We start from the raw sequence: 13,256 nt of genomic DNA, 5'->3' as shown, positions 1-13,256 counted from the left end.
GTGTTCCTCACTTCCGTCCAACTCGGGCTCGGGTGGAGCCTCGCACGCGCCAGGTGTGAACAAGGTGAGTCAGGCCGTTCCCGGCCTGTGGGAAACCGCATCGGGTGCCGAAAGGACCTCCTGCACGATGGAGCGATGTCTCATGCGGACGGTCTGCCCGTCGCACGCCTGATGGGGGCGGTCCCGCCGCCGGCGCTCGTGCTGCTCGGCATCGTGAGCGTCCAGGTCGGAGCGGCCTTCGCGAAGCAGCTCTTCACGTCCGTCGGCGCGACCGGGACGGTGGCGGTGCGGCTCGTGCTCGCCGCCGCGGTGCTGCTGCTCATCTGGCGCCCGTCGCTGCGGGTGGACCGCCGCACGCTGCTGGTCGTCGCGAGCTACGGCGGTGTCCTGGCCGCGATGAACCTGACCTTCTACCAGGCGCTCGACCGCATCCCGCTCGGCGCGACGGTGACCATCGAGTTCCTCGGCCCGCTCGCGGTGGCGGTCGCCGGGTCGCGCCGCTGGCTCGACGGGGTGTGGGTCGTGCTGGCCGGGGGCGGCGTGCTGCTGCTCACCCGCGCGCAGGGCGGCCTCGACCTGGTCGGCGTGCTGTTCGCGCTGGCGGCGGCGGTGTGCTGGGCGGGCTACATCCTGATCGCGGCCAAGCTCGGCAGCCAGACCTCCGACGGCAAGGGGCTGGCGCTGGCGATGGTCGTCGGCGCGGTGATCGCGTTGCCGTTCGGCGCAGCGTCGGCGGGCACGGCGTTGCTGGACCCGTTCGTGCTGGTCGCGGGCTTGGCGGTGGCGTTGCTGTCGTCGGTCGTGCCGTACTCGCTGGAGCTGGAGGCGCTGCGCCGCATCCCGCCGCGGGTGTTCGGCATCCTGATGTCGCTGGAACCCGCGGTCGCCGCCGTGGCCGGGCTGGTCCTGCTCGGCGAGCACCTCGAACCGGCGCAGTGGGTGGCCGTGTGCTGCGTGGTCATCGCATCCGTGGGGGCCACGCGGTCGGCACGTCCCGAGGCCTAACGGGCCCGCAGCTCACCTTTCAGCACCGAGGCGACGTCGTAGCGCGCCGGGATCTCCAGCTGGTCGTACCGGCACGACAGCGGCTCGCGGTCCGGCCGCCAGCGCGCGAACTGGCCGTTGTGCCGCAACCGCACCGGCGCGTCGCCCTCGGTCTGCGTGTAGTGGATCTCCACGACCCGCTCCGGCCGCAGCGCCACGTACCCGGCCTGCTGCCCGCGCCACCGGTTGATCTCCCCCGGAATCCGCTGCCCCGGCCGCGGGGCCGCCCACGGGTGGTCGTCGGCGGTCGTGATCAACGGCGTCAGCTCGGCCGCCAGCTCACGGCGTTCGGCCGCCTTGAACGAGCCGCAGACACCGATGTGGTGCAGCACGTCGTTGTCGTCGTAGACGCCGAGCAGCATCGACCCGACGGCCGTGCCCGGCTCGGTGTCCTTGTGCCAACGCAGACCCGCCAGCACGACGTCGGCCGTGCGCGCGTGCTTCACCTTGATCATCGAACGCTTGCCGGGCGTGTACGGGCCGCTGGCGAGCTTGCCCATCACACCGTCCAAACCGGCGCCCTCGAACAGCGTGAACCACTGCCGAGCGGTCTCCACCGACGTCGTCGCCGGCGTCACGTTCAGGCCCGGCAGCTCCAGCAGCGCCGCCCGCCGGTCCACCGTCGCCGACTCCAGCAGCTCCCGTGAGCCCAGTGCGAGCAGGTCGAACGCCACGAACGTCGCCGGTGACGTCTCGGACAGCAGCGCCACCCGCGAGGCCGCCGGGTGGATGCGCTCGGACAACGCGTCGAAGTCCAGCTCGTCGTCGCGGGCCACGACGAGCTCGCCGTCGACGACCACGCGTTCGGGCAGCACCGCCAGCATCGACGCCACGACCTCGGGGAAGTAGCGGTTCAGCGGCTTGCCGCTGCGCGACTGCAGGACGACCTCGTCACCGCAGCGGAACACCACGCAGCGGAAGCCGTCCCACTTCGGTTCGAACAGCAGGTCGCCCGAGTCGGGGACGCCGTTCACCGCGGTGGCCAGCATCGGCTGCAGGGGAGGGGTCAGTGGCAGGTCCACGCGGCACATCCTGCACCGTCAGCGGGAGTCCCGCCGCCGGTACCGCAGCAACAGCACGTCGTCCGCCCGCAGCACCGACCGCAGCTCCAGGTCCGCGGGCACCCCGCCCGGCCCGTGCGCGATCCGCCCGGCGTCACCGGCCGCGAGCACCGGCGCCACCGTCAGGTTCAGCTCGTCGACCAGCCCGGCGGCGAGCATCGCGCCGAACAGCTTCGGCCCGCCCTCGAGGTTGATCCTGCGCAGCCCGCGCGCCGCCAGCTCCCGCACCGCCACCGCGAGGTCGACCTCCTCCTCGCCGGCGACGACCACGTCGGCGGGCAGCTCGGGCAGCTCCGCCCGCGCCGTCGTGACCACGATCGGCGGGACCGCCGTGTCGGTGAACAGCGGCAAGCCGGGGGTGAGCGAGCCGCGCGCCGTGACGACCGCGATCGGCAACGCCGGCGCGAGGCCCAGCCGCCCCCGCCGCGCCACGTCGGGCCGCGCACCCCGGTAGCCCTCGGCCAGCACCGTTCCCGCGCCCACCAGCACGACGTCCGCGAGGTCGCGCCCGAGCAGGTAGATCCGCTTGTCCGCGGGCGAGCCGAGCCCCGCCGAGCGCCCGTCGACCGTCACCGCACCGTCCACGCTGGACACGAAGTTCGCGGTCACCCACGTGCGGTCCGCCGGGTAGCCGTAGAGGTCCTCCAGCGCTGTGTCGGTCATCTCAACGCCCGGTGAGGGCCACAACATCTGCACTGGGCCATCCCATCACGCCGATAGGCTGCGGGGCATGCGCCTGTCCGACCGGGATCCCCAGATCGGGGCCGACGAACTGGTCGAGGGCCTGGTGCCCCCGCCCAGGTTCGACACCGTCAGCTTCGACAGCTACATCCCCAACCCGGACGAGCCCAGCCAGGCCGCCGCCGTCAAGGCCGGTCAGGAGTTCGCCGCGCGGGTGAACGCGCGCCGCAGGAAGTGGTCGCTGTTCGGCAGGTCCGAGGACGAGGGCAAGCTCGGCCTGTACCTCGACGGCGGCTTCGGCGTCGGCAAGACCCACCTGCTCGCCTCGCTGTGGCACGCCGTGCCCGGCCCCAAGGCGTACGGCACGTTCGTCGAGCTCACGAACCTCGTCGGCGTGCTGACGTTCCCCGAGGCGGTCAAGCGGCTGAGCGGGCACCGGCTGCTCGCCATCGACGAGTTCGAGCTCGACGACCCCGGCGACACCATGCTCGTCACCCGGCTCATCAAGGAGTTGATGGCGCAGGGCGTGCACATCGCCGCCACCTCCAACACGCTGCCGGACAAGCTCGGTGAGGGCCGGTTCGCCGCCGCCGACTTCCTGCGCGAGATCCAGTCGATGTCGGCGAAGTTCGACGTCGTGCGCGTCGACGGCCCCGACTACCGCCACCGCGGCCTGCCCGACGCACCGCCGCCGATGGCCGACGACGAGCTCCAGGCGCGTGCCGAGCAGATGCCCGGCTCGACCCTCGACGACTTCGGCGACCTGCTCAAGGCCCTCGCCCGCATCCACCCGTCGAAGTACGGGCGGCTCGTCGACGGCGTCAGCACCGTGCACCTGCGCGGGGTCACCGCGGCGCCCGACCAGTCCGTCGCGTTGCGGCTGGTCGCGCTGGGGGACCGGCTCTACGACCGCGACATCCCGGTGGCGGTGTCCGGGCAGCCGCTGTCGGACCTCTTCACCGAGGAGATGCTGCGCGGCGGCTACCGCAAGAAGTACCTGCGGGCGGTGTCCAGGCTCGTGGCCCTGAGCCGGTGAAACTCGCCCATTCGGCGAGTTTGAGTCCGGTGTTCTTCGAGTATCCCCTGGTGGACGAGTGGGAATGATGACGTCCCGACGTCTCCCCGGAGGCCCCGATGCTGAGCGAAGCCGAACGCCGCTCCCTCGACGAGATCGAGCAGCGGCTCCGCACCGAAGAACCCGGTCTGGCCCGCGCCATGGCCAGCTCGCGGTCCGCGCGGCCGTGGCTGTTCTGGCTCCTGCTGGTCGTGTTCGGCGGGTTGACCGTGCTGTGCCTGACGATCTCCGCGTTCGGGCCGGCGTTCCAGTGCCTGCTGGTGACCGCCGGCGTGCTCGTGTGGCACCGGCATCCGATACGCATCCGCTGATATCCAATATATTGCTCAGCGCAGAGGCTGTCCGAAACTCGGTGGCGCCCGGACCCCTGCTGCCGTGACCATCTCGGCGTGGGTTATCTGGAAGCGAACGGGCTGGCGTACGCACTCCCCGACGGCCGGGAGCTGTTCCGCGACGTCTCGTTCAAGGTGAGCGGCGGGACCGTCGTCGCGCTGGTGGGGGCGAACGGGGTCGGCAAGACGACGCTGCAGCGCATCCTGTCCGGCGAGCTGACGCCGAAGCAGGGCAGCGTGCACGTGCAGGGCGGGCTCGCGGTGATGCCGCAGTTCATCGGCTCGGTGCGCGACGACACCCTGGTCAGGGACCTGCTGCTGGCCGTGGCGCCGCAGCCGTTGCGCGCGGCCGCGAAGGAGCTCGATGACGCCGAGCTCGCGTTGATGGACACCGACGACGAGGCCGCGCAGATGCGGTACGCGACCGCGCTCACCGACTACGGCGAGGCCGGCGGGTACGACGTCGAGGTGCTCTGGGACACCGTGACGGTGGCGGCGCTCGGCCTGCCGTTCGACCGCGCCCGGTTCCGCGAGGTGCGCACGCTGTCGGGTGGCGAGCAGAAGCGGCTGGTGCTGGAGGCGTTGCTGCGCGGCCACGAACAGGTGCTCCTGCTCGACGAGCCGGACAACTACCTCGACGTGCCCGGCAAGCGCTGGCTGGAGGACCGCCTGCGCGCCACCGACAAGGCCGTGCTGGTCGTGAGCCACGACCGCGAGCTGCTCGCGAACGCCGCCACGCACGTCGTGACCGTCGAGGCGCACTCGGCGTGGACGCACCCCGGTTCGTTCGCGACCTGGCACGACGCCCGCGCGCGGCGCATCGAGAAGCTGCTGGAGGACCACCGCCGCTGGAACGAGGAGCACGAACGCCTCAAGGAGCTCGTGCGCTCACTGCAGCAGCAGGCGAAGTACTACGAGTCGATGGCACCGAAGTACCGCGTGATGGCCGCACGGTTGCAACGGTTCGAGGACGCGGGACCGCCACCGGAGGTCCCGCAGGACGAGAAGGTCGCCCCGCGGCTCCGTGGCGGCCGCACCGGTGTCCGCGCGATCACGTGCGAGCAGCTGGAGCTGACCGGGCTGATGAAGCCGTTCTCACAGGAGATCTTCTTCGGTGACCGGGTGGCGGTGCTGGGTTCCAACGGCTCGGGCAAGAGCCACTTCCTGCGCCTGCTCGGCGGTGACGACGTGCGCACCACAGGCGCGTGGAAGCTCGGCGCGCGCGTTGTGCCGGGTCTGTTCGCGCAGACGCACGAGCACCCGGAGTGGCTCGGCCGCACGCTCGTGGACATCCTCTGGCACGGCGACGGTCAGCGCGCCGGCCGCGACCGGGGTGCCGCGATGTCGGTGCTGCAGCGCTACGGCCTGCACCAGGCGGGCGACCAGCGGTTCGAGCACCTGTCCGGCGGCCAGCAGGCCCGGTTCCAGATCCTGCTGCTGGAGCTGTCCGGTGCGACGCTGCTGCTGCTCGACGAGCCGACCGACAACCTCGACCTCGCCTCCGCGGAGGCGTTGCAGGACGCGCTCGCCGACTTCGAGGGCACCGTCGTCGCGGTGACGCACGACCGGTGGTTCGCGCGGTCGTTCGACCGGTTCCTGCACTTCCGCGCGGACGGCCGCGTGTCCGAAGTGGACGAGCCGGTCTGGACCTGAGCCCCCGCCTCTCGTCCTCCCTGGCCAGGCATCTGCAAGTACCACCAACACATGATCAAATCGCCGCTGACCACCACCAACTTGTTCGCCATCTGCCGAACCAGGGCCGCGGGCGGGGTCAGGCCTCCGGTGGAACGGTGAACGGCAGGTTCCAGGCGACGAGCGCGCCGTCGCCGACCAGCCCGCCGGCCTTGCGGTAGGTGGCCTGCGCCGCCGTGTCGCCGGTGGCGGTGCCGGTCCACATCGCGTAGCAGCCCCGTTCCGCCGCCAGCGTGCGCAGCGCCTCGACCAGCGCCGTGCCGATGCCGCGGCGCAGGAACGCCTCGTCCACGCCCAGCTCGTAGAGGAACATCTCGGTGCCCTTGTCCGGGTGCGTGGTCTCCACACCGGACACGAACCCGGCCGGCCGCTCGCCGACGTAGGCGATCAGCAGGTGGTGGTGGTCCTGGGCGAGGAACCGCGCCGTCGCGTCCGGCAGCGGCGGCGTGTCGAACAGGTGCGCTGCGGCGGACACGTCGTCGGGGGAGGCGGCGCGGCGGATCTTCATGTGACCAGGCTAAACATTCTTCCCACCCGCCTCGGTGCGGCGGATCCGCTGGCGTGTCGGCCCGCGCGGTCACTCGACGTGCGCGGGCAGCTTCCCGTTCTTGACCAGCGCCGCGAGCTCGGCGTGGTCGGCCTCGGTCCGGTCGGCGTAGTCGAACGCGTACTTCGCGAACGCCTCGTCGAGGTCCTCGCCGCCGCCGTTGCGGAAGTAGCCCGCGAGCAGCCGCGGGTCGACCGAGCGGGTGTGCGCGCGGGCAAGCAGCGCGCCCGCGAACCGGCCGTAGTCGTCGAGGTCGTCGCGCTTGAGCGTGGTCGCGTCGATCTCGCCCTTGCGGTTGCGGAACTGCCGCACGATGAACGGCCGGCCCTCGATCGTCGTCCAGCCCAGCAGGATGTCGGTCTCGGCCTGCACCAGCCGCGCGCCGTGCACGATCCGCTTGCCCTCGTGCTTGGCCGGCTCGACGTCCAGGAACGGCTGCAGCGCCGACGGCCTGGCCTCCTTGCACTGCAGCACGAGCGCCTCGTCCCCGTTGCCGTGCAACAGGACCAGGTAGTTGCGCAGGCCGACGCTGCCGGTGCCGACGACCCGGAACGCCACATCCGACACGCCATAGCGCATGATCAGGTTGGTCCGGGACTCGCGCAGGGTGTCCACGTAGGACGGCAGTGCGGCGACCACCGCGTCGGCGGTGCGCTGCGTGACGGAGGTGAAGGTCGGCGGGTTCGTGACGAACCGCCACCGCTCGCCGTCGTGCGCGGTCCACCTCGCGGCGAACCGGGCACTGGTGTTCTTGCGCGACTTCTGCGCTGCCTTGGAGAAGTCGTTGATCAGGTCGTCGGCCTTGACCTTCGACAGCGTCGACTCGTCGCCCAGTGCGGTCCACGAGTCCATGAACGGGACCTCCGCCAGGTGCGCGATCACCGAGCGGTAGGCGCTGACGGCGTCCTCGGCGGCGTCACGGCACCCCTTGTCGGACACGCCGCCGGTGCGCCCGGCGAGCACCAGCGACGTGACGAGCCGCTTGAGGTCCCACTCCCACGGGCCCGGCAGCGTCTCGTCGAAGTCGTTGACGTCCATGACGATCTGGCCCTCGGGCGTGCCGTAGAGGCCGAAGTTCGCCGCGTGCGCGTCACCGCACAGCTGGGCGTGCACACCGGTCGAGACCCCGGCGGCCAGGTCGCCCGCCTGCAGGCCGGCCGCGCCGCGGAAGAACGCGAACGGGTTGGCCAGCATCCGCCCGATCCGCAACGGGACCAGGTGCTCCAGCCGGCCCTGGTTGCTCGCGTGCAGGAACTCCTCTACCGAGGGGCGCCGCGCGGCCAGCGAGACGGCCCTGTGCGCCTTGAAGTCCACAGTGGACCGCAACGCGCGGCCTCGCGTGTAGACCTCCTCCGGCTCGACCCACCGGCCCAGCGCGGCGGCAGCCCGAGCCCGCACCCGTTCACCCATGCGAGCCATGATGCATCGGCCGGGTGGACGGTGTGCCTGGTCCGCAGCATTTGTGACCTACGGCCCTGAGTCGATTCGCCCAGACGGGCACGAACCGTCACGCGTTGCGCGCGGCGCGGTCGATCTCCGCCCTCCGCCGCTCCCAGAACGCCGCGTCCCTGCCCGTGACCTCGACCATGCCGTCGAGCTGCTCGCGCAGGACGTCGGCGTGCCCGGCGTGCCGGTTGGTCTCGGTGAGCACGTGGACGAGGACGTTGAACAACAGCACGTCCGGGCGCGGCCACCACGGGACGTGGCCGGGCGCGTCGACCGGCAGCGCGGCGATCGTCGCGTCCGAGTGCTCCCAGGCGCGCCGATAGCCCTCGACGATCTCCGCGCGCGTCTCGTGCTCGGTCGCCCACAGGTCGGTGCCGCGCACCGCCGGGTCGTCCCAGCGGGCCACCGGCCACGGACACCGACGGCCGAAGACCTCGCCGAAGTAGCGGGACTCCGTGAGGGTCAGGTGCTTGACCAGGCCGAGCAGGTTCGTGCCCGTCGTGGTCAGCGGCCGGCGGGCGTCGTACTCGGACAGCCCGTCGAGCTTGCGCACCATCACCTCACGGATCTCCCGGAGGTCCTCGTGCAGGTACTGCTTCGCGAAGTCGTCGATCACCCCGCCAGGGTGCCAGCTACGGCGCGACCACCGCCGCGATCGCCCGCACACCGAGGTCGATCTCGTCCCGCGTGATCACCAGCGGCGGCGCGACGCGCAACGTGGACGCGTGGGTCTCCTTGCACAGCACGCCCCGCGCGGAGAGCGCCTCGGACGCCGCACGGCCGACCGGGCCGCCGGGCGCGATCTCGACACCGGCCCACAGGCCGCGCCCGCGCACCTCGGCGACGCCGTGGCCGACCAGCTTGCCGAGCTCGGCGTGCAGGTACCCGCCCAGCTCGCGGGACCGCTCCTGGAACTCGCCGGTGGCCAGCAGCCGCACCACCGCGCGGCCGACGGCGCAGGCGAGCGGGTTGCCGCCGAACGTGGAGCCGTGCTCGCCGGGCTTGAGCACACCCAGCACCGCCTTCGACCCGACCACCGCGGACACCGGCAGGATGCCGCCGCCCAGCGCCTTGCCCAGCGTGTAGAGGTCGGCGCGCACACCCTCGTGGTCGAGCGCGAACAGCTCACCGGTGCGGCCGAGACCGGACTGGATCTCGTCGGCGATCATCAGCACGTCGTGCTCGTCGCACAGGCGGCGGATGCCCGCGAGGTACCCGGCGGGCGGCACGACGACGCCGGCCTCGCCCTGGATCGGCTCGATCAGCACGGCGGCGGTGCGCTCGGAGATCGCGGACTCGACCTCGTCGAGGTTGCCGTACTTGACGACCTTGAAGCCCGGCGTGAACGGACCGAAGTCGTTGCGCGCGGTGTCGTCGGTGGAGAACGACACGATCGTCGTGGTGCGGCCGTGGAAGTTCGAGCCGGCCACGATGATCTCGGCAGTGCCCTCGGGCACGCCCTTGACCCGGTAGGCCCACTTGCGCGCCACCTTGATCGCGGACTCGACGGCCTCCGCGCCGGAGTTCATCGCGAGGACCAGCTCGGTGCCGGTGAGCTGGGCGAGCTCGCGGCAGAACAGGCCGAACTGGTCGTGGTGGAACGCGCGGCTGGTGAGCGTCACGCGGCCGAGCTGCTCGACGGCGGCGGCCACCAGGTCGGGGTGGCGGTGGCCGAAGTTCAGCGACGAGTAGCCGGACAGGAAGTCGAGGTAACGGCGCCCCTCGACGTCGGTGACCCACGCCCCCTCGCCGTGCGAGATGACCACCGGCAGCGGGTGGTAGTTGTGCGTGCTCCACTCCTCGTCGAGTGCGACGTAATCAGCGCTGGCCAGGTTCATGGTTCCCCTGGTGTGGTGGTCGGCGATGGCGGTCATCCTCCAAGGCTAGGGTGCCGGACAGGCGATTTCAGCCGCGAAGCGTTGCGGATAGCCGTCAAATGTTGCGTAGATCCACCAATCGGTGGGTGATCTTTGCATGACGAGCGGACTGGGCGGTGAATCGCTACGGTCGACTGATGGCGAAGAAGTCGGTTCGTGCGGCCCTGCGACTCGACGAGGTGGACCTCTCCACCCTCGACCCGGCCGGTCGGCCGATCGGGCCGGCGAACAAGAAGGAGGCGGCCGAGGACCTCGCCGCCACCGGGACCGAGCTGGACCGCCTGCAGGAGGCGCTCTACGCGGAGGACTCCCGTGCGGTCCTGCTGGTGCTGCAGGGCATGGACACCTCGGGCAAGGGCGGGGTCGTCAGCCACGTCGTCGGCCTGGTGAACCCGCAGGGCGTGCGGATCGCTTCGTTCAAGAAGCCGACCCCGGCCGAACGCCGCCAGCACTTCCTGACACGGGTCCGCAAGGCGCTGCCGGAGAAGGGCCGCATCGGCGCGTTCGACCGCTCGCACTACGAGGACGTGCTGGTGCCGAAGGTGGAGAAGCTGCTGACGGCGGCGGAGCTGCGCAAGCGGTACAGCGAGATCAACGACTTCGAGGCCGAGCTCGCCGAGAGCGGAACCACGCTCATCAAGTGCTTCCTGCACATCTCGCCGGAGGTGCAGAAGGAGCGGCTGCTCGCACGGCTGGACGACCCGCGCAAGAACTGGAAGTACAACCCGGCCGACATCGACGTGCGGTCCAAGTGGTCGAAGTACCAGGAGGCGTACACGGCCGCGTTGCGGGCCTGCTCGGCGACGCCCTGGTACGCGGTGCCCGCCGACCGCAAGTGGTACCGGAACTGGGCGGTGAGCCGGCTGCTGCTGGAGACGCTGCGCGAGATGGACCCGAAGTTCCCGCAGCCCGCCTACGACCTCGCGGCCGAGAAGGCCCGGCTGATCTCCGCCGACCCGTTGCGGTAGGCGCAATCTTTGTTGCACCTATTGCCGGACTGTATCGATCTGGGCCACTGTGGGCTGCGCCGCCGCCGTTGAGATCGAACCGGAGGTGCGGACGTGGGTGTGGACCGGCGACGATTTCTCGGAGCCATGGGCGTGGGAGCGGGACTGCTGATGACCGGAGGAACCGCCGAGGCGGCTGCCACCACGCGGAGAGTCTTCTTCGGGGCGTACACGACGTGGAGCGGTGGCGCCCAGGGCATCGGCATCGGCACCTACGACACCGCCTCGGGGCAGCTGCGGCAGACCGGTGTCATCAAGGGCGTGGTGAACCCCTCGTTCGTCATCGAGTCGCGCGACGGCCGCTTCCTCTACGCGGTCAACGAGACGAGCAACGGCGAGGTCACCGCGATCGACGCCACCTCGCTGAAGGTGGTCAACAAGGTCGCGACCGGTGGCGCCGACCCGTGCCACCTGACGCTGGACCCGTCGGGCCGGTACCTGATCACCGCCGACTACTCGTCGGGCACGCTCAGCGTGTTCCCGCTGCGCTCCGACGGCGGCATCGGCGCGCGGTCGCAGCTGGTGCGGCACACCGGCTCCGGCCCCGACCCGGACCGCCAGCAGGGCCCGCACGCCCACCAGGTCCTGTTCGACCCGGCCGGCCGGTACGCGCTGGCCGTCGACCTGGGCGCGGACGCCGTGTTCACCTACTCGCTGGCGGCCGGGAAGCTCACCAGGGTCGCGACGGCGAAGCTCAAGCCCGGCGCCGGACCGCGGCACCTGGCGTTCCACCCGAACGGCAAGGTCGCCTACGTGGCCAACGAGCTCGACTCGACCATCGTGTCGTGCGGCTACGCCGACGGGCGGCTCACGCCCGGCCAGGTCCTGCAGACCGCCCCGGCGGGCGGGGCGCGCAACTACCCGGCCGAGGTCCTGGTCTCCGGCGACGGCAGGTTCGTCTACCTGTCCAACCGCGGCCACGACAGCGTCGCGCAGTTCGCGGTGAGCGGCGCCGAGCTGTCCCTGGTCGGCACCACGCCGGTCGGCGGCAGGTACCCGCGGCACATCATCACCGACCCGAGCGGGCGGTTCCTGTTCGCCGCCAACCAGAACTCGAACACGGTCACGTCGTTCGCCGTGGACGGCGCGACCGGCAAGCTGACCCCGTCCGGAACCGCGCTGCAGACCCCGATCCCGGTCTGCGTGCTGCCCGCGCGACTGGGGTGACGCCCGCTCGCCGCGGTGGCGTCCCCCGCCACCGCGGCCGGCCGAGCCGGAGCGGAATCCCGCTCGGCTCCGCGCGGGTGTTCGTGTGATCATGCGCGGGTGAGTTCTCTGAGGGAGGTCACGGCCACCCGGTACGTGACGCCGTTCCGCGAGGGCGGTTCCATGCCGGGGCTGGTCGAGGCCGATGACCTGGGCATGTACGTGGTGAAGTTCCGCGGCGCGGGGCAGGGCGTGAAGGTGCTCGTCGCCGAGGTGGTCGTCGGCGAGCTGGCGCGGCGGCTGGGGTTCCGGGTGCCGGAGATCGTGCTCGTGCACCTCGACCCCGAGCTGGCCCGCGCGGAACCGGACCAGGAGGTCCAGGAGCTGCTGCGCGCCAGCGGCGGGCTCAACCTCGGCTTCGACTACCTGCCCGGCTCGTTCGACTTCAACCCGGTGGTGCGCGACCCCGGTGTGGAGCTCGCGACCCGGCTGCTGTGGTTCGACGCGCTCACCCTCAACGTCGACCGCAGCTGGCGCAACCCGAACATGCTGCTGTGGCACCGGGAACCGTGGCTCATCGACCACGGCGCGAGCCTGTACTTCCACTACTCCTGGAGCGAGGACAGGCCTGCCACCAAGGAGTTCCGCTACGACGCCTCCGACCACGCCATGCTGCCCAACGCCGGTGCTCTGTCCGAAGTGGACGCGGAGTTCGCCGCGAAGATCACGCCGGAGCTGCTCGACGAGGTGCTCGCGCTCGTGCCCGACGAGTGGCTGGAGGGTGACCCGCAGGAACTCCGCCGGCGCTACAAGGACTTCTTCACCTTCCGCCTCGCCCACCGCGGCTGGGTCGACTCGCTGGAGGCCGCGCGTGCCGCACGTGTTTGAGTACGCGCTGCTGCGGGCGGTGCCGCGGCAGGAGCGGGGCGAGTTCGTGAACGTCGGCGTGATCGTCTACTGCGCCGCGCTGGACTTCCTGTGCGCGAAGACCCATGTGGACGGTGACCGGCTCCGGGCGCTCGACCCGGCGCTCGACCTCGAGACGCTCGGCAGCAGCCTGGCCCACCTCGCGAGCTCGTGCGACGGCACGCCGGACGCGGGACCGGTGAGCCGGACGACGATCGGGCAGCGGTTCCGTTGGCTCACGGCGCCGCGCAGCACCGTCGTGCAGACCTCGCCCGCGCACACGGGCTGGACCGACGACCCGTCGGCTGAGGTCACCCGCCTCTTCGAAGCGCTCGTGCTGCCGCCCCGGTAGGTTCGTCGCAACCTGAACGGGCGCACCGCGTCCCTAGGTGCAAAGCGAAACTGATGCGATCGGGGTTGGCGACACATGAGCGCTGGGTAC

Annotated in this window: 14 protein-coding genes; 8 read left to right on the top strand and 6 right to left on the bottom strand. The window is 71.3% G+C overall.

Annotated features, from left to right (window positions below; all coding sequences use genetic code 11):
* Positions 1-135 precede the first annotated feature (135 nt).
* Positions 136-1,005 (top strand): DMT family transporter, encoded by an 870-nt coding sequence (locus tag AB0A63_RS35085; RefSeq protein ID WP_360399072.1) that lies wholly within the window; start codon positions 136-138, stop codon positions 1,003-1,005.
* Here AB0A63_RS35085 and AB0A63_RS35080 read toward each other — a convergent pair.
* A complete protein-coding gene (locus AB0A63_RS35080; RefSeq protein ID WP_360399069.1) occupies positions 1,002-2,066 on the bottom strand; it encodes an ATP-dependent DNA ligase in 1,065 nt (354 codons plus the stop codon). The genes AB0A63_RS35085 and AB0A63_RS35080 overlap by 4 nt on opposite strands.
* An 18-nt stretch (positions 2,067-2,084) precedes the next feature.
* Positions 2,085-2,768, bottom strand: coding sequence for a pyrimidine reductase family protein (locus tag AB0A63_RS35075; RefSeq protein ID WP_360399066.1), 684 nt, complete (start codon positions 2,766-2,768; stop codon positions 2,085-2,087).
* A 67-nt stretch (positions 2,769-2,835) separates the two neighbouring features.
* Here AB0A63_RS35075 and zapE point away from each other — a divergent pair, with 67 nt between their 5' ends.
* The 3 genes from zapE to AB0A63_RS35060 all read left to right on the top strand — a co-directional run bounded on the left by zapE (position 2,836) and on the right by AB0A63_RS35060 (position 5,846).
* Positions 2,836-3,822, top strand: a complete 987-nt coding sequence (gene zapE, locus AB0A63_RS35070; RefSeq protein ID WP_360399063.1) for a cell division protein ZapE — start codon at positions 2,836-2,838, stop codon at positions 3,820-3,822.
* Positions 3,823-3,920: 98 nt separating this feature from the next.
* Complete coding sequence (locus AB0A63_RS35065; protein WP_360399060.1) at positions 3,921-4,172, top strand: DUF3040 domain-containing protein; 252 nt, start codon at positions 3,921-3,923, stop codon at positions 4,170-4,172.
* Between the two features lie 78 nt (positions 4,173-4,250).
* On the top strand, positions 4,251-5,846 hold the full coding sequence (locus tag AB0A63_RS35060; RefSeq protein ID WP_360399057.1) for an ATP-binding cassette domain-containing protein: 1,596 nt from the start codon (positions 4,251-4,253) through the stop codon (positions 5,844-5,846).
* 118 nt (positions 5,847-5,964) lie between these two features.
* Here the strand turns inward: AB0A63_RS35060 and AB0A63_RS35055 are convergent, their stop codons facing one another.
* From AB0A63_RS35055 to rocD, 4 genes are all read right to left on the bottom strand, one after another.
* Entirely contained in the window at positions 5,965-6,393 is a 429-nt protein-coding gene (locus AB0A63_RS35055; RefSeq protein WP_360399054.1) for a GNAT family N-acetyltransferase, read from the bottom strand.
* A gap of 69 nt (positions 6,394-6,462) precedes the next feature.
* Positions 6,463-7,842 carry a DUF2252 domain-containing protein gene (locus tag AB0A63_RS35050; RefSeq protein WP_360399051.1) on the bottom strand — a complete coding sequence of 460 codons (1,380 nt, stop codon included), beginning with the start codon at positions 7,840-7,842 and terminating at the stop codon, positions 6,463-6,465.
* A 97-nt stretch (positions 7,843-7,939) separates the two neighbouring features.
* A complete protein-coding gene (locus AB0A63_RS35045) occupies positions 7,940-8,494 on the bottom strand; it encodes a DinB family protein (RefSeq protein ID WP_360399048.1) in 555 nt (184 codons plus the stop codon).
* A gap of 16 nt (positions 8,495-8,510) precedes the next feature.
* Positions 8,511-9,752 carry an ornithine--oxo-acid transaminase gene (gene rocD, locus AB0A63_RS35040; RefSeq protein WP_360399045.1) on the bottom strand — a complete coding sequence of 414 codons (1,242 nt, stop codon included), beginning with the start codon at positions 9,750-9,752 and terminating at the stop codon, positions 8,511-8,513.
* A 140-nt stretch (positions 9,753-9,892) separates the two neighbouring features.
* Between rocD and AB0A63_RS35035 the strand changes: the two genes are divergently transcribed.
* From AB0A63_RS35035 to AB0A63_RS35020, 4 genes are all read left to right on the top strand, one after another.
* Positions 9,893-10,723: a PPK2 family polyphosphate kinase gene (locus AB0A63_RS35035; protein ID WP_360399042.1), complete on the top strand. Its 831-nt coding sequence runs from the start codon at positions 9,893-9,895 to the stop codon at positions 10,721-10,723.
* A 150-nt stretch (positions 10,724-10,873) separates the two neighbouring features.
* Positions 10,874-11,929 carry a lactonase family protein gene (locus tag AB0A63_RS35030; RefSeq protein WP_360399039.1) on the top strand — a complete coding sequence of 352 codons (1,056 nt, stop codon included), beginning with the start codon at positions 10,874-10,876 and terminating at the stop codon, positions 11,927-11,929.
* Between the two features lie 99 nt (positions 11,930-12,028).
* Positions 12,029-12,796 carry a HipA family kinase gene (locus tag AB0A63_RS35025; protein ID WP_360399036.1) on the top strand — a complete coding sequence of 256 codons (768 nt, stop codon included), beginning with the start codon at positions 12,029-12,031 and terminating at the stop codon, positions 12,794-12,796.
* Entirely contained in the window at positions 12,780-13,166 is a 387-nt protein-coding gene (locus tag AB0A63_RS35020; protein ID WP_360399033.1) for a DUF3037 domain-containing protein, read from the top strand. Before AB0A63_RS35025 ends, AB0A63_RS35020 begins: the two co-directional genes overlap by 17 nt.
* Positions 13,167-13,256 lie beyond the last annotated feature (90 nt).

It is taken from the genome of Lentzea sp. NPDC042327 (assembly GCF_040647275.1).
Classification (GTDB): domain Bacteria; phylum Actinomycetota; class Actinomycetes; order Mycobacteriales; family Pseudonocardiaceae; genus Lentzea.
Note: the sequence above shows the minus strand (reverse complement) of the source record. Positions and strands in the feature narration are given on the sequence as shown.